Origin of the sequence: Amycolatopsis sp. cmx-11-12 (assembly GCF_046269425.1) — a bacterium.
Lineage (GTDB): Bacteria > Actinomycetota > Actinomycetes > Mycobacteriales > Pseudonocardiaceae > Amycolatopsis.
Map to the genome: position 1 here is coordinate 409,171 of NZ_JADNQM010000001.1, position 20,585 is coordinate 429,755.

Here is a 20,585-nt window from a genome sequence, read left to right on the forward strand (position 1 = left end):
CGTCCCCATTCTGATTTCCTGGTGATTCACCAGCGGGGATACCGCTGGGACCAGCCGTCGACCTCGTGCAGCGCCGAATGGCGGTCGAAGTGCCAGAACGCGTCCGTGGCGATGTTCTCCACCAGGTAGCGCAGTTCCAGCTGCTCGACCCACTTCTGCGGCAGGCCGGGAATGCCGGTGCGGGCGCCGAGCAGCGCACCGGCGATCGCGCCGGTGACCGCGCTGCGGCCCGAGTGGTTGACCGCCCGCAGCAGCGCCTGCTCCGGGTAGTTCTCGAAGCCGGACAGCGCCGCGAACGCGCGGCCCAGCACCGAAAGCGTGCCCTTGCCGTCGCCGATCAGCTCCGGGACCCGCAGGTCCGGCAGGCCGTGCTTGCCGAAGAACGGCACCGATTCCGCGACCATCGCCTTGAGATCCGCCCAGACCGGTCCCCGCTGGTGCGGGTTCTGCTCGCTGAAGATCTCGCGGGAGGTGTTCCAGACCGGGTAGCTGAACGCCTCCGAGGTCAGCGCCGGTTCGAACAGCCAGGTCAGGTAGGTCGCCGCCTCGACGTCGATCTCGCCGGGGTGGGTGACCGAAACCAGGTCCCGCACCGCCTGGCGGACGCCGCCGCTCATCGCGGTGCCGGGGCCGGCCGCGGTCATCGCCGCCGGCAGCGCCGCGACCAGCGCGTCCGGCCCGCTCAGCGGCATCGCCGTCGGCGAGATGGTCGCCAGCGCGTGGTAGGCGTTCAGTTCCGCGTCGTCGGGGGTGCGGCGGACGCGCAGTTCCGGCACCTTCACCAGCCAGCCGTCGGCGTTGTCCAGCGGCGCGCCCTGGGTGTGCAGCCAGCGCATCAGCGAGTTGCGGGCGACCGTCCCGAGCGCCCGTTCGGCGTCGCGGTTCTCCGGCTGCTCGCGATGCGGGCTGCGGATCACGGCCTCGGTGTAGAACAGCAGCCGCTGGGTGAGCGGCCCGACCCGGCCGGGCAGGTCGAACGCGACGGGCAGGTCGGTGACGCCGTCCGGGCCGTAGGTGCTGTGGATCTCGTCGAGCCGCATCCGGTCGACGGCCGCCCCGAGCGCCTCGCCGAGCGCGAAGCCCACGTACGCGCCCGCGACGCGCTGCCAGCCGTAGCGCGAGCTTGAGCGGTCTCGGTCGAAGTACTTGCCGAAGGTGTCCAGACGCGGCTGGATCTGCCCCTCGTTGTCGTAGCCCGGCGCCAGCCCGTTCGCCCGGAGGTCGTTCGGACGGCCGCGTGGCGGTTCCGGTCGCTTGAGCGCGGCCAGCCACGATTGGCCGAGGACGGTCTTCTGGCATTCCTCGACACTCAGTTCGAAGCCGCGGCGGCGTGCCCGTTCGGCGGCGGCCAGCGGCGGCTTCACCGGTTCGGGCAGGCCCATCTTCGCGGCGGTGTCGGAGGCCAGCGCCTCCAGCTCAGGGTCGGCTTCCGGGCAGCGTTCGTAGACGTCGACGGACGCGTCCCGGCGCGGGAACTTCGACGCGGTTTCGGCGAGTTCGGCGCCGCTGACGTCCTCGAACGTCGCGGGTCCGCCGTTGATCACGAGGTTCGGCGGGCTCTCGTAACCGGCCAGTGTGGCGATGTCGACCTTCCAGTACCCGTGTTCGCGGGACGGGAGGTTCCTGGTCGAGCTGAACACCCTCAGCTCGGCGCGTTCCTCGTTGAAGTAGAACCGCTCCGTCTTGCCGGACGCCAGGTCGACCGGGACGTAGACCTCGCAGCGCAGCAGCCCGATGAGCAGCTGTTCCCTGGTCAGCCAGCCGACACTGGCGAACGACAGCAGCGTTTCGAGTCTGTTCTCCGGTTTCGGGTAGCCGCGGCGGACCGGACCGGCCTTGTACTCGGGGTTCTCCCGTTCGTCGCCGGTCTGCACGCCTTCGGAGTTGACCTTGACCCAGCCCGCGACGACTTGCAGGGGAACCCCCAGGTCACCGAGCCCGGCCTTCGCGTATTCGGGGTCGACGACCTCACGCCACGCCTCCTGGCCGGGGAACGCGACCGGGACGCTGAGCCCGCCGGGCTGCGGATGCGCCTGGCGCAGTTCGCCGTCCGGTTCGCGGACGAGCACCGACGGCGGCGGGAAGATCTCCTTCTCGGCATGACCCTCGTCGAGGAAGGCGATCGTGTTGTAGGGGACCGACCAGCCCTCGGGGATGCGCAGGACCTTTTCGTGGTTCACGCGCAGGCCGGCGCCGCCCGGTGCGGACACGTCCGGACCGTGGACCGCGCGCAGCCACTCTTCGACCTTGGCTACCGCTTCCGCCGATTCCACCTACTCGATCCTCTCCAGGCTGCCGTCGGACACGTGCTCGGCGATGGTCCTCGGGAGCACGTAGGCCACCGCCCCACCTGGCATGTTCGCCCAAGGGACGGTGACACCGGTGATCACGTGGAGCGGGCGGCGCAGCCGGTAGGTCCCACCGGCACGCTCCCGCTCCAGCGGCAGGGACGTCGTGGCGAACCGTACCCCTCCGTGGTGCACCAGATTGCCGGTTTCCTCGCCGAACCGCAGTACGACCGTACCGGCGACCATCCGGCTGACGCGCTTGTTGCGGAGCAAGGTGAGGGGAGGCTCACCCGGTGCCGCCTGCACCGGCCAGTCGGCGAGTTCCTTCGCGGTCTCCAACGGGGTTTCGTGCCCGGCGGTCATCCTCGCCGGATGCAGCAGGACGGCGCCGAGAAGCTGGTGAGCCGCGTCTTCGAGCTTTTCGAAGTACTTCGGCGACACCGGGACATCGCCGGAGTAGGCGGCGACCTCCCAGCCCTTCTCGGTGAAGTTGAGGCACCAGGCACCGTCCGCGCGGTCCCCGATGCGGTACGCCTCCGGCCAGACGGCGTGCTCGCCGAGCCTGCTGACCAGGACGACCAGGAGCTCTTCGTCGGCCAAGGTGGGATTGGGCGACGTCTCCAGTTCCGCGGCGATGTCGCCCTCGGTCTTCTTGACGTCGGAGCGGCCCGGTTTCGGCCTCGGCTTGCCCAGCAGATCCGCCTCGGCGGTCCTCCGCACGAGGTGTTCGACGTACGGCGGCTGGAACCGCTGCCTCCGGATGTGCTCGACCAGCGCCGTCTCCGGCGGGATCCCGTACTTCCGCAGATAGTGCGGCACGGACGCGTGCCAGATCCAGGTCCCGTCGGTGTGGTAGCTCTCCGGGACGTCGCCGTCGGCGTCCGGCTCGAAGATGTCCTTCCCGAGGCCGCTGCCCGACAGGATCGCCGGTTCCCGCTCGAGGTACTGCGCGACCAGCGGCGCTTCGGATTCGTCGAGTTCCGGTCTGTCGACCACCGGTGGTTTGCCCTCGGTGTAGGCGTCGACGATCCGGGCGTGCCGGAATTCGACGCGCAACGGCAGCTGCGCGCGCAGCCGCCACCAGTCCGGGATGTGCTCGTCCTCGCGCGGGAACGCGGCCAGCTCGTCCGGGTACGCCGAAGACGCCGGTGCCTTGGTCCAGGCCGGCTCGTCGTCGAGGGTGAAGTCGAAGTCGAAGGTGCCGTCGGGTTTGAGCGTGAACCTCGACTGCAACCAGGTTCCCCGGCCGGTGCCGTACATCCCGGTGCGGAGCCTGCCGAAGAGGTCGTTCAGCTCCGGGGCGGGCGCGAGGTTGTGGCCCTCGAGTTCGGTGTGCTCGCCGGCTTGCCGGAAATCGGCGACCGCGGCGTGGGCGGTGTCGGTGACACCCGTCCGGATGAGCTTGCCGATCTCGACCAGCAGCCCGCGCTGTTCTTCGGAAGTGAGTTGTTCCACGTGAATCATCGCGCCCGGTCCGGCCGGTCGAAGGAGATCACTGGCTGTCCCCTTCCGCCGGTGGTTTGTATTCGGGGAAACGTGGTTCCGCCCGGAACGACGGCGGCTCCCCGGCGGCGCGGCGGGCCAGTTCGTCCTCCCACATCTTGAAGGTGCGCTTGCGAAGCGACCGGATCAACGCCGATTCCTGCGGCTCCAGCCTGCGTCCTTCTCGCCGGGCCTGTTCGTACAAGCCGTCGATGGTCTCGTAGAGGGCGAAGATCGGTCCCGCGCCCTTGAGCTCATACGCGCGGGCCCGCTCGGTCTCCTGGACGAACTTCTCTTCGGGCACCTTGCTGATGTCCGAACTCGCCATCGCCCACATGACCTCACGCACGTGCTCCGGCTTCTCGTCGAACTCACCCGTGCGAGGGTTGAGCAGGTAACCGGTGAGGCCGCCGCCGGGAGTCGACTCGATGCGGTAGGTCTTCCCGAAGTAGGTGTAGAAGGACGGGGTCTGGATCACGTGTTCTCCTCCGGCGGCAGGCCCTTCCGGAGCCCGGTCATGAACTTCTCCCGGACCCGGTCCATCAGCGCGGCCTCCAGCAGCGCCTGTTCCGGGGTCAGCCGCTTCTTGTTGTCCTCGTCCAGTGTCCGGTTGTACGTCGGGAAGTCGCGGCGGACCTCGTACAGGGCGTGTTCGTAGGCCGAGACGGTGTCGATGTGCCTCAGATGCAGCCGCAGTTCGGCGACGTGCCCGTTCGGCAGCCGGACGTTCATCTGCAGATCGCGGTACCCGCTGTCCTGCGGACTCGCGAACCGGTCGTCGAAGCTGACGATCCGGAGATCCGGATCGGCCATCACCGCGTTCAGCGCGTTGTAGACGTCGGCCAGCGTGTCGAACTGGATCTTCACGCCCACCAGGTCGGTGAGTTTCGACGCGTCTCCGTCGTAACCCGCGATCTTCGCCTTCGCGCGGTCGTCGTCCTTCGGACCGGGCCTGCCCGACGCGTCACCGTTGTTCTCCGCCGCGATCCGTTCGGCGATCCGGTTGAGGTCGCCCTGGTTCTGCGGCCACGCCTCCCGCTCGGCGTCCAGGAACTCCTGGATCTTCCCGGGGTCGCCCTTGTCCGCGCGATCGAATCCGGAGTGGTACTGATCGCGGGGCTGCACGTCGGCGGCGATGTCGGCCGCCGCGTTCGCGAGGTCCCGCTGATCCTGGGTCAGCGGAGTGTCGCCGGGGCCGTCCTGACGGACGTCGTCGATCATCTGGAAACCGCGTTCCTCGACGTCACGCAAGGCGTCTTCGAGGATCGGGATGGCTTCCGGGTGCAGCAGCAGGCTGCCGAGGGTCATCGGGTTGTTCAGCAGCGAAGCCCGCAGGTACGCGTTGTCCGGATGTTCCATCAGCCGGACGAGTTCCGGATGCGCGGGCAGGTGTTCGCGGATGAAGTCCCGCATCGGCCCGACGTCGTGCTTGACCCCGTTTTCGTCCTCGTGAACGGCCCGCTTCTTGTCCGGGTCGAGTCCGTCCACCGCGGCCGCGACCTCGGGATCGTTCAGGAACCGCTCGCCCTCGGCCCGGTTTCCCGGTGGCTGCTCGTCGTGCGCCATGCCGTAGCCCGCGTCGTGCGGCGGCGTCACGATCGGACGGCCGTCCGATCCGATCCGCGACGGCTGCACGTCGGGCGTGTCATCCCTGGCGAACGCGATCCGCGGGTCGACGGGCCGCGCCGGCGAAGTCTCCGTCCGCGTGGTGTGGCCGTCGGTGTGGTGCGCGCCCGGGGTTTCCGGGACGCCGACGTGCATCAGCCGCACGCCCAGCGGCGGATGCGGCAGGTTCATCAGCGCGCCCGACTGCGGATCGATGAACGCGACGCCGTCCCGCGTGTTCGCCACCATGGCGATGTGGCCGCGCTCGACGCCGTTCTCGTCGAGGTACTTCACCGCGACGACCGCGTGGTGGTCGGTCGGCATGTCCCGCATCTCGCGGATGACGGCGTCGTAGTCGGCGCGGTCGGAGAACTGCCCGCCGAAACGCTCTTCGACGTGCTCCAGCGTGCCGCGGCTGTCCATCTCGTGCACGAGCAGCGGGTCGGCCGTCGAGTCGATGCCGTTCAACCGGTCCATGTACGCGCCCGGCGTGCGGGTGCAGTTGGAGCGGTAGCCGTTCGCCAAAGCGTCCGGGTCGTTGAAGTGCGGGTTGACCTCGCCGAGCCGCGGATGCCGGTCGCGGACGTACGCGGCCTGCTGCTCCGGGCTCGCCGAACCGGCGTGGATCGCGGGTTCACTCGGCGGGTTCGTCGCGACCGCCAGGGACGAGTAGTCCCGCTCCGGGGCGGGCAACTCGATCGTGTCGTCGGCCGCTCCGTGGTCCTGGGCGGGCTGTTCGCCGTACTCGGGTCCCTTGTCGGCGTCCGCGACCCCGTGCTCCGCCGGATTCTCGGTGGTGAGGTGCGGGGTCTGCGGCTCGTCGAAGCCGCCGAGGCGCGCCATCGACCGTTCCTGGGCGAGGCGCGCGAGTTCGGGAGCCTCCGCGGCGTGCCGGGCCCGCCGCTCGTCCATCTTCTGCTTGGCGGTGTCGGCGTCGAGGTAGCGCGGGTCGCCGGGAGTGACCTCTTCGGCGTGGATGACCCACTTCGGCCGGTCGACCAGCGGCGGAGTCTTGAACTCCTTGCTGTGCACGTAAAGCTGCGTCGCCGGCTTGTTGATCGCTTCCCGCTCGCCCGGGTTCTCGGCGAGCGACGAAACGTCCTTGCCGGTCTTCGAGACGATGTGGATCTCGACGTCTTCGCCGAATTTCGACTTCGTGTCCGGCGACGTCTTGATGGTCGAGCTGGTCATCGTCGGTTCGGGGACGGTCTGGCCGACCTCGTAATGCGCCGCCATGATCCCGGCGGCGCGCACGTCGCCCTTGGTGTCGATGCCGCGGATGGCCTCGCCGTGGAAGTCCGGCAGCTCGTGGAGCGCGCCGACGATCGCCCGGGTGCTCCGCTGCGCGCTCTCGAAGTCGGGATGCGCCTCGCCCCGGCGGTTCGCGTCGTTGATCGCGTAGGCGTGCTCGCGCGAGTACGAGTAGATCGCTTCCGCGGCCTCCGGCGAGACGCGGTCCTTCAGCGGGCTGGCTTCTAGACGTTTAAGCGCCTTTTCGCGGGCCTGCTCGGCGAGATCGGCGCTGTCGTAACGGTCGCGGAGGCTCTTGTGGTCCTCCGGCGAACCGCGGAAGTTCTCGTCGTTGACGTAACTCTCGTCGAGCCTCGGCGGCGTCTCCTCGGGGCCCTTGAGCCGCTCGGCGATGTCGAGGTCGGTCTTGGGTGCTTCCGGAGCTTTCGGTGCTTCCGGTGCTTCCGGTGAGTGGGCGTGCGGTGCGTCGCCTCCACCCATCGGCATCGCCTTGATGGACGTCGGGTCGTCGGGCAGCGTCGCGAGCCGCCCGGTCATCGGGTCGGCGAAGACCACCCCGTGCGGCGTGTTCACCGCGGCGACGATCCGGGTCTCGATCCGGTCCTTCGACCGCGGCGAGCCTTCCGGCGCGTTCGGTTCGGCGGCGGCGTGGTGCTCGAACGCCACCGCGGTCCGCGCACCCACCGGACGTTCGCCCAGCTCACGGGCGACGTCGGCGAATCCGTTCCGATCCGACCACTGCCCGCCGAGCCGATCACTGACGTGGTTCAGCGGCGAGCCACCGGTCGACGCGCCGGCGACGGCGTCGCCCCCGTTCATCCGGTCCTCGAACGCGACCAGCGCCTCGGCCGAGTTGGTCTGGTAGCCGTCCTTCCACGATTCGGGCGCGTAGTAGTTGCGGGTGTTGGCTTCGCCGATCGCGGGCAGTTCGTCCATGACCAGCCGGACCTGCTGGTGCGGCGTCTCGGTGGAACCGGCGTGGATGACCGGCGTCCCACCGTCTTCGAGCGGCTTCGCCAGCTCGGACCAGCCGCCGTCGGGAACGTGTTCCCTCGGTTTGGGGGTGTCGTGGACCGGGGCGTCGGCGGCGTCGATCCAGCCGCCCTTGCCGTCGGAGATCTTGGTGTCGAGGCCGGCGAAACCCTTGTTCTGGAACAGCTCCGGGTGATCGCGGCGCAGCTGTTCGTCGCGGGCGGCCTCCTCCTGAGCCAGCCGTTCCTGCTCGGCGTTGTTGTGCTCGCGCCGTTCCGCGACCTTCTGCTGGACCTCGTCCGGGCTCAGGTGGCCGTCTTCACCGGCGACGACCTCTTCGCATTCGACGATCCACTTCGGCAGATCGTTGGGCGAGCCGTCGTCCAGCCGCTTCTTGTAGTCGGGGTGCTCAGGGTGCCCCGGCCCCATCTTGACGTCGGTGACGCGCAACTGCGTCGCCGACTTCATCAGCACTTCGCGCTCGTCCTTGATTGAAGCGAGGTCTTCGATATGGCGTCCGGTCTTCGACCGGATGCGCATCTCGACTTCACCCGGGAAGGTGCTGCGCGGATGCTCGGGGGTGACCCGCGACGTGCTCAGCATCTGCGGGTCGACGATGACCTGACCCTTGGCGTGCGCTTCGAGGAAGCCGTGGATCGCGCTGTCGTTCCCGTTGAAGTTCACCCGCCGCGAGACGACGCCCTCGTAGGCGGGCATCTCGTTGAGGCCGGAGGTGATCGCCTCGATATGCGGCCGGAGCGCGTCCAGCTCCGGGCCGCCGTGGCGCTGGGCGTGCGTGATCCGCTCGGCCATGTCGGTACGCGTGTAGCTGTGCACCGCGTACGCGCCCTGATCCGACATGTTCTTGACGCGCGGGTCTTCGTGGGCGTCGCGTTTGGCGAGACCCTCGCGGCGGACCTGTTCGCTCCGGGCCTCCCCGGTCTCCGGGTCGAAACCACGCTTGTCGATCTGCGTTTCGGCGAGCGCGCGGTAGGCCGCCGGATCGTCCGTGTGGAAGTCCGGGTCGGTCAGGTACGGCTCGTCGACCGTGACGTCCTGGGGCGCCTCGGTCTCGTGCGGAGTCTCGGTGTCCTTGGGCAGGTCGTCGTCGAGTTTCCCTTGGTACGGCTGGGCCGCGGGTTCCTTCGGCGGCACAGGTGCCTGCTCAGCCGGGCGTACGGGCTCGGCCTGCTGCGGCGGACGCTGTTGCTGCGGGCCCGGGTGCGCGTCCTGACCGGGGCGCGGCGCCGGGACCTGCGGCGGCCGTTGCGGCTGCTGGCCACCGAACCGCGGCGGCTCGGCGCCGGGCGGCATCGGGCGGCCGGGCTGCTGACCGGGGTGCCGGGGCTGGCCAGGGTGGTGCCCTGGCGGGGGCGGCGGCACGGGACCGCGGTTGCCCTGGAACGGGCCGTTGCCAGGATGCTGGGGTCGCGGCGGAGGCGGCGGGTAGCCTGCCGGGCCGCGGTTGCCGGGAGGTGGGCCGGGCGGAGGCGTCTGCGGACGCGGCGGAACCCCGCCGGTTCCCGGCCTGCCCTGATAGGCCTGCGGGCCCTGCGGCGGGCGCGAGCCTTGAGGCGGCGGCGGTTGCTGAGGACGCTGCTGCGGATATCCGCCTTGACCCGGGTGCTGGGGAGGCGGCGGCCCGGTGGGACGCGGCCCCATCGGCCCCTGCTGCCCACGAGGCGGCATGGGCCCCGGACCACCACCGGGAGGCGGCGGAGGCGCGAAACCACCCGGAGGCGGCTGCTGCATCGGCTGACCCTGGAAGGGCATCTGGGCGGGTGGCTGGTCGAAGCGTGGCTGCTGCGGTCCGCCGTTGCCGGCCAGACCGGCGGCCTGGACGCCGTCGTTCGGCCGGGGAGGCCGAGACGGATCGTGCCCACCCGGCGGGAAACCGCCCGGTGCGGGCCCGTTGCCCGGCGGGTTGCCACCGGGCGCCATGCCGTAGCCGCCCGGGCTCGAACCCTGGTTCGGAGCCATGCCGTACCCGCCGGAAGACGACCCACCGGTCGAGCCCGAGGAGGCTGCCGGTGGCATCCCGCCGGACTGCGAGGGGCCCGGCGCCGGGCCCTGAGACGGACTGGACGCCGGGCTCGACGCCGGTGTCTGGGCAGGACTCGCCGCTGGCGTCTGGGCAGGGCTCGCCGCCGACGTCTGGGCGGGTGTCTGGGACGCGGCCGCCGGTGTCTGGGCTGGTGCTTGTGCCGCCGCCGCTGGGTTCTGCGCCGGTGCTTGTGCCGCCGCCGCGGGTGCTTGCTGTTGATTCGCCGCCGCGGCCTGCTGCTGACCGGAACCGGCACCGTTGTCCGCCGCCGCCGCCGGAGCGTTCTGGTGGGGCTGCGCCGCACGCTGACCGTCGCCGGTGTTCGCCGGGGCGTCCGCCGGACGTTCCGGAGCCTGCGTCGAGGACTGGCTGACCCGGTCGCTCGGCGGCGAGCTGTCCGCCGTCCGCGCCTGCGACTCCGAAGAACCGCCACCAGAGGAAGAATCGCGGCTCGAAGACGAGTCACTGTCCGAAGTGGACGAATCCGATCGCGACGAAGAGGAATCGCCACTAGAGGACGAATCGCGATTCGATGAGGGGTCCGAAGAACGCGGAGGCGTCCCGGAATCCCCGGAATCCACGTCCGGCGCCGGAGGACCGTCACCCGCGGCACCCGGCGTGTTCGCGGCGCGGATGTCGCCGATCTGGCTCTTCGCCCCGTCGACACCGCCGCCGACGGCTCCACCGGAAGCGCCCATCAGGACGTCCTTGGCCGAAAGCTTGTCCAGGTCACCGGTGACGGCGGCCTGCCCGACCGTGCTGGCGACCCCTTCGGCCGCGCCCCGCACGGCACCTCGCGCCGCGCTGTCGACGATCTGGCCGCCCACGCTGTCGGAAAGTCCCTTGGTGGCGCCCTTGCCGATGCTGCTGCTGCCCGCGCCGACGACACCGTCGACGGCACCGCTGATCGCGGAATCCTTGGTCTTGCTGAAATCCCAGCTGTCGCGGTCGCCCTTGGCCATCTGCAAGCCCTGGATGCCCGCGTCCATGGCGAGGTTCATCGCCGTGTTCTGCAGGACTTCCTTGCCGATCTTCTTCAGGCCCTCCTTGAGAAGTTTCTCGAGGAGTTCCTTCGCGACCTTCTTGAAGCCTTCCTGCGCGAGCTTCTGCATCAGCTGCCGGAAGATCATCTGGACGGTCATGCGGGTGGCGATCTGCGCGGGCGCGATCCCGGCCGTCGAACCACCGAACGTCACCGCGGCGGCCGCGAGCATCGCGACGATCTGCGCGGCGAGGATCACCAGCGAGATGATGATCATGTACTTCGTGTACTCGACGTCCAGCGCCGTCGCGTTGCACGAGTCGCCGAGCGCCTTCGAGGAATCGGCGAGCGACTTGAAGTAGGCCTCGTCGCCTTCGACGAACTTCTTCCACGCCTCGGCGAACTTCTCCGCGCCCTCACCGGTCCAGCCGCCGAGGACCTCGGTGGCGCCCTTGGTCGCGGTGTCGGCGATCGGCTGGACGGCCTTCGAGGCGTTGTGCCAGGCGTCCCGAAGTTCGCGGAGCTTGTCCTCGTCGCCTTCGGGCCAGCTTTCCCCGACGACGATCGGCAAGAGCCACTTGACCGCGTCGGGCATCTCCATACCCACGGCGCTAGACCTTCTTGTCCAGCGTCGTCTTGATTTCCTCTTCGGCGTTCTTGAACGCGGTCATCGACCGTTCGACGTTGTGCTGCATGCCCCGCAGCGCTTCGACGATGTTCGCGAACCCCTCGGAGGAGCCCTGCGCGCCCGGCTCGTAGTCCTTCGCGAACTCCTTGCCGGCGTCGTCGTTCCCCCAGCACTGGCCGAGCGAGTTGATCGCCGCCATCAGTTCCTTGCCGGCGTCGTCCAGCTGATCCGCGGCGATTCCCAGCTTGGCCGCGGCCGTGACGACCCCGTCCGGATCCGCGGTGAATCCGCCACCGCCACCACCGCTCGTCATCAGACGCCCCTGGTCAGCCAGCTCGAAGGCGGATCTTCCTCATCGTCGTCCTGCTGGCGCACCCGTTTCGGAATCGGTTTCGGCGTCGGCGGGGCCGGAGGAGGAGGCGGCGGGGCGTCGTCCTTGCGCAGCAGCGGATCCTCGAAGTCGGCGTCGGACTTCACCGGCGCGGGCGGCTCCTCCTCTTCGGCGAGGAAGTCCGGGATCGCGGGCATCAGGCCGTGCAGTGACGGCGCGCCTTCGATGAGGTCCGAGAGGTCCGGCAGCCCTTCGGTGATCGGGGCCATCAGCTCGGCGACCTGCTGTTTGACCTGCAGCGATCCCTGGCGCACCAAGCTCAGCACGGTGTTGGCCAGCTGCGCGGGAGTGGTGCGCTCGAAGGCGTTCGGCTGGATCTCGAGTTTGCTCAGCGTGCCGGTGGAGTCGATGGTGGCGCGGACGAGGCCGTCCTGCGAGACCACCGTCGCGGCCAGTTGCGACGCGGCGTCCTGTGCGTCCCGGAGCTGGGCCGTCTGGCGCTCGAACTGTTCGAGCAGCGTGTCGACCTGGTCTTTCATGGCGGCATTGCGCGCTTCGAGGCGTGCGCTGTCGTCGCCGGCCGTCGTCACTTGAGCCCCCGCAAGTACTTGATCCCGGGCATACGCCACCCGGTGTCGGTAAGCGTCACCCTAATGCCAACGGAGGAGCCGTATCGCGTGTTCTCCGTTTTCGCACGGCGAGAACGTAACCGGCGGCTCCGGCCAGGTAGAGCACGGTCGCCGCGATGAGCAGTCCGGACGGGTAGGCGTGCCACACCGCGGCCAGCGAGACCGCGGCGACCTGGGTGATGTTGAAAAGCGTGTCGTAGAGCGCGAAGACGCGTCCGCGGGCCTCGTCGGCGACGTCGAGTTGAACCGACGAATCGACGCAGAGCTTCAGCATCTGTCCGGCGCCGGTCACCAGGAACGCCGCGAGCAACGCGGCCGGGACCACCATCGGCAGCCCGAGCGCGGATTGCGCGATCGCCGCCAGCACCAGCGCGCCCACCACGACGCGGAGCCTGCCGAACAGCCGGATCATCCGGGCGGTCAGCAGTCCGGCGACCAGGATCCCCGCCCCGGCGAACGCCGCCATCTGCCCCAGACCCGCCATTCCGGCGCGGAAGATCCCGGCGTCGGTGAAGTGGTCGCGCATCAGCAGCACCGTCACCAGCAACGAGATCCCGAAAGACGCGCGATGGGCGAACAGCGCGACGAACCCGGCCGTGACACTGGGCGTGCGCCAAGCCGCCCTCGCGCCGTCGGACAGCCCGCGGGCGACGGCGAGAGCCGGGTTCGAGGGTTCGTCGACCGTAGACGGCCCGAGCAGTCCGCGAGTGAACCCCGACGCGAGCACCGCGGCGCCGATTCCGCCCAGCGCGGCGACGGCGGTGACCCACGCGGAACCGTTGTCGTCCGCGCCGGTCAGTCCACGGAGGCCGATCGCGCAGCCGCCGCCGACGACCGCGACCACCGAACCCCACGTCGCCGCGAAGGCGTTCGCGGCGACCACGGACTTTTCGTCGACGACGTGCGGCAGGGACGCGGAAAGCCCGGAGCCGATGAACCGGGCGATGCCTTCGGACGCCAGTGCCAGCGAGAACAGGCCGATTCCCGCCGCGCCCGTGCCGACGGCGACGGCCGTCGCGAGGATCGTGAAGGACCGCAGGAGGCTCGCGAAGATCAGGACCTTCCGGCGGTCCCAGCGGTCGAGCAGGGCGCCCGCGAAGGGGCCGACGACCGAGTACGGCAGCAGCAGCGCCGCGAACCCGCCCGCCATGGCGAGCGCGTCGGCGGCGCGTTCGGGGTTGAAGAGCACGGCACCGGCCAGCCCGGCCTGGTACATCCCGTTGCCCCAGTGCGCGGAGAACCGCGTGAACAGCAGCCGTCGGAAATCGGGATCGCGGACGAACGCCCTGGTAGGCGCCGTGGCGCTGGTGGTCACAAGCCCGCAGCCTAGACGTGGCCGTCGCTCGCCAGGCCGCGCCATCCGCACCGTGGGGTCTGGGGCTCGGGCCCCAGAAATTAGACGGCCGGTGCGCTTTAGGGTCGCCTCTCGGCGGCTATGCGCAGTGTGGCTCCAGCCGGACGGTATTCCACAAAGGCGGTTCTTCAGTGAGCCCGGGGGACACGGAAAGCGCACCGACCTCTGTGTCCAACGGTGCTCGTGATGCTCTTGTTCCCTGGCCGGACGATTTGTCTCCACTCGAAGTGGGATCATGGCGGACGTGCCAGCGGACGCCGAGGTCGAACCGGGAACGCTCCTGGTCGCCGCCCCCACGATGTTCGATCCCCATTTCAAGCGGACCGTCGTGTTCGTCATCGATCACCGGGACGAGGGAACGCTCGGCGTCGTGCTCAACCGGCCGAGTGACGTTCCGGTGTACGACGTGCTCCCCAACTGGGGTGGGCACGTCGCCGAACCGCAGTCGGTGTTCGTCGGCGGGCCGGTGGAGAAGAAGACCGCCCTGTGCCTCGCCGCGCTGCGGACCGGCGAGACGGCGTCCAGCGTGCCCGGCGTGATCGCGGTGCGCGGTCCGGTCGCCTTGGTCGACCTCGACACCGATCCCGAGATCCTGGTCCCGAAGGTCCGCGGTGTGCGGGTTTTCGCGGGGTACGCGGGCTGGGACTCCGGTCAGCTCGCGAACGAGATCGACCGCGACGACTGGGTGATCGTCCCGGCGCTGCCCAGCGACGTCCTCGCCTCGCCGCACCACGACCTCTGGGGTCAGGTGCTGCGCCGTCAGGGCATTCCGCTGGCGCTGCTGGCCACCCATCCTGGGGACCTTCAGCGCAATTAAGCGGTGGCGGTGTCGGCCTTCTTGAAGACGCCGCAGGTCCCGCAGGCGCAGCCACTGCATCCGGCGGGGCGCGCCGGTTCGGGCTCCGGGACGGTCGCGGCGGCGCGGTTGCCGAGCACTCCCCCGGCGGCGACCAGGGCGATCAACCCGATCACGCCGAGGACCGAGGCCAACACGAGCCCGGACGTCGTCGGCATGACGAGCGCGGCGGCGCCCGCGAGCACGGCGATCACGGCACCGGCCAGCGTCGGCAGCCCGGCGACCTTGTTGCCGAGGCGGAAGGCGTCGTCGCTGCGCATCGTGGCGGCGGTGCGCACGCCCGCGCCGCGGTCACGCGGCAGCTTCTCGCGCAGGCCGAGGAACCCACCCCAGCCGACGAGGACACCCAGCACGATCGGGACCAGCGCTATGACGAACACTCCACGAGGATAAGCGTGACGTTCCGGCAACCTGCCGGATACCCTGATCGACTGTGCTACAGGCCATGTCACGCCGAGTCTTAGCCGCAGCCCTGATCGGGGCCGTTCCCCTCACCCTGATGGCGGCCCCCGCCGCCCAAGCCGAACACCGTCCGTTGCGGTTGATCGGCGAACAGACCGTCCCGAATTCGCTGCTCTACCAGGGCACCGTCGTCGGCGGCCTGTCCAGCATCGACTACGACCACCGCACCGGTGAGTACGCGCTGATCTGCGACGACAGGTCCGCGATCAACCCCGCCCGGTTCTACACGGCGAAGTTCTCCCTGGACGCCAAGGGGCTCGGCCCGGTCACCTTCACCGGCACCAAGCCGCTGCTGCGGCCTGACGGCACGACGTACCCGCCGCTCGCGAAGAACGACCCTGCCCAGCCACCGAACATGCGGACCGTCGACCCCGAAGAACTCCGGGTCGACCCGTGGACCGGCCACTACCTCTGGTCGCAGGAGGGCGAGCGGTCCGCCGCCGCCCTGATCGACCCGTCGATCCGTGAGGCGAAGCGCGACGGCTCCTACGTCCGCGACCTGCCGATCCCGGCCAACGAGAAAATGACCGCGACCGCGGGGCCGCGGCAGAACCTCGTCCTCGAAGGCCTCACGTTCGCCGGCTTCGGCTCGCTCGTCGCGAGTTCGGTCGAGGGACCGCTGACGCAGGACGGCCCGGAAGCGAACCCCACGTCGGGTGCCCTTTCGCGCATCACGCTTCAGTCGCGCTTCGGACCGGTCCTCGCGCAGTACGCGTACCCGCAGGAGAAGGTCTTCGCGTCGCCGAACCCGCCCGGCGCGTTCGCGACCACCGGCGTCTCGTCGCTCCTGGCCGTCGATCAGGCCGACCCGACGCGCTACCTCGTCATGGAGCGTTCGTTCGTCACCGGTGTCGGCAACAAGATCCGGATCTACGAAATCGACACCAAGGGCGCCACGAACATCGCGAAAACGCCTTCGCTGGCCGAGGCCAAGAACGTCAAACCGGTCAAGAAGCGCCTGCTCGCCGACCTCGCCGACTTCAAGTTGTCCACTGTGGACAACGTCGAGGGGATGACCTGGGGGCCGCGTCTGCCGAATGGTGAGCGCAGTCTGGTGCTCGTCAGCGACAACAACTTCTCGGCGACGCAGGTGACCCAGTTCATCGCTCTGGCGGTCCCCGCGGAACGGCTTTGACCAGCGGGTTAAACTGGTCCCATGAACACGGCTCGGCTGCTCCTTAGCCTGCCGCGCTGACCTCGGCCGATCGGCTGGGACCAGCGCGGCGACCCCTCATGCCCTCCGGGCTGAGGGGTCGAGTTGTTTCTGGAGTGGCTTGACGTGGATGAGCACGGAGGATTTCGGCGATGAACCAGGCGAGCGAAGGTGCCGACGCGGCCCCTCAGCACCGTTACACCGCGGAGCTGGCGGGCCAGATCGAGCAGCGCTGGCAGGACTACTGGTCCGACCACGGCACTTACCACGCGCCGAACCCGGTCGGCCCGCTCGCGGACGACAGCGGCGACGTCGGGTCGGACAAGCTGTTCGTCCAGGACATGTTCCCGTACCCGTCGGGTGCGGGCCTGCACGTCGGGCACCCACTGGGCTTCATCGCGACCGACGTCTTCGCGCGGTACCACCGCATGATCGGCCGGAACGTGCTGCACACGATGGGCTTCGACGCGTTCGGCCTGCCCGCCGAGCAGTACGCGGTGCGCACCGGCCAGCATCCGGCGAAGACCACCGACGAGAACATCACGACGTACCTGCGCCAGCTGCGAAGCCTGGGCTTGGGCCACGACGACCGGCGCCGGATCCGCACCACCGATCCGGAGTACTACCGCTGGACCCAGTGGATCTTCCTGCAGATCTTCAACTCCTACTACGACGACAAGGCGGACAAGGCCCGCCCCATCGTCGAGCTGGAGACCGAGTACGCGCAGGACAAGCGCCGTACGCCCGACGGCCGCAACTGGTGTGAACTGACCCGCGCCGAGCAGCTGGAGATCATCGACTCGCATCGCCTGGTCTACATCTCCGAGGCGCCGGTGAACTGGTGCCCTGGACTGGGCACGGTGCTGTCGAACGAGGAGGTCACCTCCGACGGCCGCAGCGAACGCGGCAACTTCCCGGTGTTCCGGCGCAATCTGCGTCAGTGGATGATGCGCATCACCTCCTACGCCGACCGCCTGGTCGACGACCTGGACCTGCTGGACTGGCCCGAGAAAGTCAAGTCCATGCAGCGCAACTGGATCGGCCGCTCGCACGGCGCCCAGGTCAAGTTCGAAGCGGGCGAGCAGGAGATCGAGGTCTTCACCACCCGCCCGGACACGCTGTTCGGCGCGACCTACGTGGTCGTGGCGCCGGAGAACCCGCTGGTCGAGAAGCTGACCGCCGCGACGTGGCCCGAAGGCGTCGACGCCAGGTGGACCGGCGACGCCGCGACTCCCGCCGAGGCGATCGCCGTGTACCGCGAAGCCGCGTCGCGGAAGTCCGAATTGGACCGTCAGGAGAACAAGGAGAAGACCGGCGTCTTCACCGGTTCGTACGCGGTGAATCCGGCCGACGGCAAGGAGATCCCGGTCTTCGTCGCCGACTACGTCCTGATGGGCTACGGCACCGGCGCGATCATGGCCGTCCCCGGCCAGGACACGCGTGACTGGGAATTCGCCGAGAAGTTCGGCCTGGAGATCATCCGCACCGTCCAGCCGACGGACGGCTTCGAAGGCAAGGCGTTCACCGGCGACGGACCGGCGATCAACTCCGGCTTCTTGGACGGAATGGGCGTCGACGAGGCCAAGAAGACGATGATCGGCTGGCTGGAGGAGCACGGCCACGGCCGCGGCACCGTCCAGTACAAGCTGCGCGACTGGCTGTTCTCGCGCCAGCGCTACTGGGGCGAGCCGTTCCCGGTCGTCTACGACGAGGACGGCCAGGTCCACGCGCTGCCCGACAGCATGCTGCCGATCGAACTGCCCGAGGTCGCCGACTACTCACCGGTGACGTTCGATCCGGAGGATAAGGACAGCACGCCGTCCTCGCCGCTGGCGCGCGCCACCGACTGGGTCGAGATCGAACTGGATCTGGGCAACGGCAAGAAGACCTACCGCCGCGACATCAACACGATGCCGAACTGGGCGGGTTCCTGCTGGTATCAGCTGCGGTATCTGGATCCGACCAATCAGGACGCGCTGGTCGCGCCGGAGAACGAGGCGTACTGGGTCGGTCCGCGTCCCGCCGAGCACGGCGTCGACGACCCTGGCGGCACGGACCTGTACGTCGGCGGTGTCGAGCACGCGGTGCTGCACCTGCTGTACTCGCGGTTCTGGCACAAGGTGCTGTTCGATCTGGGCCACGTGTCGTCCAAGGAGCCGTACCGGAAGCTGTTCAACCAGGGTTACGTCCAGGCGTACGCGTACACCGATTCCCGTGGTTTCTATGTTCCGGCCGAAGACGTCGTGGAGAAGGACGGCAAGTTCTTCTTCGGTGACGAAGAGGTCAAGCAGGAATACGGGAAGATGGGGAAGACGGAGCGCAACGTCGTCACCCCGGACGCGATGTGCGCGTCCTACGGCGCCGACACCTTCCGTTTCTACGAGATGTCGATGGGCCCGCTGGACGTCTCGCGGCCGTGGGCGACCAAGGATGTCGTTGGCGCACAACGGTTCTTGCAGCGGCTGTGGCGGCTGGTCGTCCACGAGGAGACCGGCGAACTGCGGGTGTCCAATGTGGACGCGACCGAAGAGGATCGTAAGCAGCTGCACAAGACGGTCGCCGGGGTCCGCGAGGACTACGCGGAGATGCGGTTCAACACGGCCGGCGCGAAGCTGATCGAGCTGAACAACTACGTCACCAAGACCTACGGCTCGGCCGAAGCCACGCCGCGGGAACTGGTGGAGCCGCTGGTGCTGATGCTGGCGCCGCTGGCCCCGCACCTGGCCGAAGAGCTGTGGAAGCGCCTGGGGCACGCCGATTCCCTGGTGCACGGGCCGTTCCCGGTCGTCGACGAGAAGTACCTGGTCGAGGACACCGTGGAGTACCCGATCCAGGTCAACGGCAAGGTGCGCTCGCGTGTCACCGTACCCGCCGACGCCGGCAAGGACGCCGTGCAGGCGGCCGCGCTGGCCGACGAGAAGGTCGCCGCCTTGGTCGGCGACGGCACACCGCGCAAGGTGATCGTCGTCCCGGGACGGTTGGTCAACATCGTGCTGTAAGCGTCGAGGCCGAAAGACGCCAGCGTCGAGGGTCATGAGGCGATTCGATGGAGTTGTTCAAGGACAACGAAATCGAACGGAGAACACCGCATGACCCTCGACGGCAAGGTGGCATTGGTGACCGGCGGCAGCCGCGGGATCGGTGCCGCCACGGCGATCCGGCTCGCCGAGGACGGCGCCGACGTCGCACTCACCTATCAGCACAACGCCGCGCTCGCGGCCGGTGTCGTGGACGAGATCAAGGCACTCGGCCGTCGTGCGCTGGCGATTCAGGCCGACAGCGCCGACGCCGCGGCTCTGGTTTCCGCGGTCGACACGACGGTCGCCGAGTTCGGCAGGCTCGACGTGCTGGTCAACAACGCGGGCGTCGGTTTCGTCGGCCCGCTCGACCAGACGAGCCTGGAGGACATCGACCGCGTGCTCGCGGTCAACGTCCGCGGTGTCTACGTGGCCACGCAGGCCGCGGCCCGGCACCTCGGCGACGGCGGGCGCGTGGTCACCATCGGCAGCTGCGTCTCCGACCGCGTTCCCGGCCCCGGGATGTCGCTGTACGCGGTGAGCAAGACGGCGCTGCTGGGCCTGACCAAGGGCCTGGCCAGGGAACTGGGGCCGCGCGGGATCACCGTGAACCTGGTCCACCCCGGCCCGACCGACACCGACATGAACCCGGCCGAGGGCCCGTACGCCGCCGACCAGCGGAGCCTGACGGCGTTCGACCGCTACGGTTCGCCGTCGGAGGTCGCTGCCACCGTGTCGTTCCTGGCACGGCCGGAAAGCAAGTACGTGACCGCCACGACCGTTTCGGTCGACGGCGGGCACGCGGCGTAGCTCACTCTGCGGTGAGGCCGATCTCGCGCGCGAGGTCGGCCAGCATCGCGTCGAAGAGGACGTCCGGTTTCGAGAACGGGATCGGATAGTTGCCGAAGACCTCGAGCGTGACGTGCCCGTAGAGCCGGGCCCAGAACTGGATCATCAGGTACGTCACGCCGAGGTCGAGCTTCTCCAGCGGGAACGTCGCACCGGACTCCTTCAGCACGGCCAGCAATTCCGCCTGGAACGACGTGAGATCGTCGCGCAGCTCGGCCGGGACCACGTCGTTCGACGGCGTCACCAAGTCGTGCATCGCGAGCACCCGGCCGGCCGCGGCGAGGAAGATCCGCCCGAATGGCTCGTCCAGCCGGTTCCCCGCGTCCCCCGACGGCGACGCGAAGACCAGCGTGAACTCCTTGGTGTGCGCGAGCGCCCACCGCCGGAATCCCTTACAGATGGCGAAAAGCTGAAGCGCGCCCTCGTCCGGCAGCTGCGCGATGTCCTCGGCGAGCTCGGCCGCGAGATCCGCGACGACGTCCGCGCGAAGGTGCTCGACCAGATCGTCACGAGACCCGTAGTAGCGGTACAAGGCCGGCGCCGTGATGCCGAGCTCGCGTGCGATCGCCCGCAGCGTCACGGCCTCCGGGCCCTGCTCGACCAGGAGCGCCCGCGCCGTCCGGCGGATGTCCTGATCGGTCGCAGCCCGCTCGCGACCCCTGCGGCTGGGGTTGTTCATCCG

Annotated in this window: 13 protein-coding genes; 4 read left to right on the forward strand and 9 right to left on the reverse strand. The window is 69.3% G+C overall.

What is annotated here, in order from left to right; genetic code table 11:
* Nucleotides 1-26: 26 nt before the first annotated feature.
* Genes ACLARN_RS01985 through ACLARN_RS02015 form a run of 7 tightly spaced genes read right to left on the reverse strand, consistent with a single transcriptional unit; the run spans nt 27 to nt 13,527 of the window.
* The gene (locus ACLARN_RS01985) at nt 27-2,273 is read right to left on the reverse strand and encodes an ADP-ribosylglycohydrolase family protein (protein WP_409489553.1); all 2,247 of its coding nucleotides are present in this window, start codon (nt 2,271-2,273) and stop codon (nt 27-29) included.
* Nucleotides 2,274-3,743: a TNT domain-containing protein gene (locus ACLARN_RS01990; RefSeq protein WP_409489554.1), complete on the reverse strand. Its 1,470-nt coding sequence runs from the start codon at nt 3,741-3,743 to the stop codon at nt 2,274-2,276.
* A gap of 37 nt (nt 3,744-3,780) precedes the next feature.
* Entirely contained in the window at nt 3,781-4,248 is a 468-nt protein-coding gene (locus ACLARN_RS01995; RefSeq protein ID WP_409489555.1) for a hypothetical protein, read from the reverse strand.
* Nucleotides 4,245-11,225 carry a toxin glutamine deamidase domain-containing protein gene (locus ACLARN_RS02000; protein ID WP_409489642.1) on the reverse strand — a complete coding sequence of 2,327 codons (6,981 nt, stop codon included), beginning with the start codon at nt 11,223-11,225 and terminating at the stop codon, nt 4,245-4,247. The genes ACLARN_RS01995 and ACLARN_RS02000 overlap by 4 nt, the downstream gene beginning before the upstream one ends.
* A 10-nt stretch (nt 11,226-11,235) precedes the next feature.
* The gene (locus ACLARN_RS02005; RefSeq protein ID WP_076163830.1) at nt 11,236-11,565 is read right to left on the reverse strand and encodes a WXG100 family type VII secretion target; all 330 of its coding nucleotides are present in this window, start codon (nt 11,563-11,565) and stop codon (nt 11,236-11,238) included.
* Nucleotides 11,565-12,173 carry a YbaB/EbfC family nucleoid-associated protein gene (locus ACLARN_RS02010; RefSeq protein ID WP_409489556.1) on the reverse strand — a complete coding sequence of 203 codons (609 nt, stop codon included), beginning with the start codon at nt 12,171-12,173 and terminating at the stop codon, nt 11,565-11,567. Before ACLARN_RS02010 ends, ACLARN_RS02005 begins: the two co-directional genes overlap by 1 nt.
* Before the next feature lie 55 nt (nt 12,174-12,228).
* Nucleotides 12,229-13,527, reverse strand: coding sequence for an MFS transporter (locus ACLARN_RS02015; protein WP_409489557.1), 1,299 nt, complete (start codon nt 13,525-13,527; stop codon nt 12,229-12,231).
* Between the two features lie 274 nt (nt 13,528-13,801).
* On the opposite strand from ACLARN_RS02015, the gene ACLARN_RS02020 reads away from it, so the two are divergent.
* Nucleotides 13,802-14,383 (forward strand): YqgE/AlgH family protein, encoded by a 582-nt coding sequence (locus ACLARN_RS02020; protein WP_409489558.1) that lies wholly within the window; start codon nt 13,802-13,804, stop codon nt 14,381-14,383.
* Here ACLARN_RS02020 and ACLARN_RS02025 read toward each other — a convergent pair.
* Nucleotides 14,380-14,802, reverse strand: coding sequence for an SdpI family protein (locus ACLARN_RS02025; protein ID WP_409489559.1), 423 nt, complete (start codon nt 14,800-14,802; stop codon nt 14,380-14,382). The two genes, ACLARN_RS02020 and ACLARN_RS02025, sit on opposite strands and share 4 nt — an antisense overlap.
* 65 nt (nt 14,803-14,867) lie before the next feature.
* On the opposite strand from ACLARN_RS02025, the gene ACLARN_RS02030 reads away from it, so the two are divergent.
* From ACLARN_RS02030 to ACLARN_RS02040, 3 genes are all read left to right on the forward strand, one after another.
* A complete protein-coding gene (locus ACLARN_RS02030; protein ID WP_409489560.1) occupies nt 14,868-16,019 on the forward strand; it encodes an esterase-like activity of phytase family protein in 1,152 nt (383 codons plus the stop codon).
* A 170-nt stretch (nt 16,020-16,189) separates the two neighbouring features.
* Nucleotides 16,190-19,036, forward strand: coding sequence for a leucine--tRNA ligase (gene leuS, locus ACLARN_RS02035; RefSeq protein WP_409489561.1), 2,847 nt, complete (start codon nt 16,190-16,192; stop codon nt 19,034-19,036).
* Nucleotides 19,037-19,126: 90 nt separating this feature from the next.
* Entirely contained in the window at nt 19,127-19,864 is a 738-nt protein-coding gene (locus ACLARN_RS02040) for a 3-oxoacyl-ACP reductase family protein (RefSeq protein WP_409489562.1), read from the forward strand.
* Between the two features lies 1 nt (nt 19,865).
* On the opposite strand, the gene ACLARN_RS02045 is transcribed toward ACLARN_RS02040, so the two are convergent.
* Nucleotides 19,866-20,582, reverse strand: coding sequence for a TetR/AcrR family transcriptional regulator (locus ACLARN_RS02045; RefSeq protein WP_409489563.1), 717 nt, complete (start codon nt 20,580-20,582; stop codon nt 19,866-19,868).
* Nucleotides 20,583-20,585 lie beyond the last annotated feature (3 nt).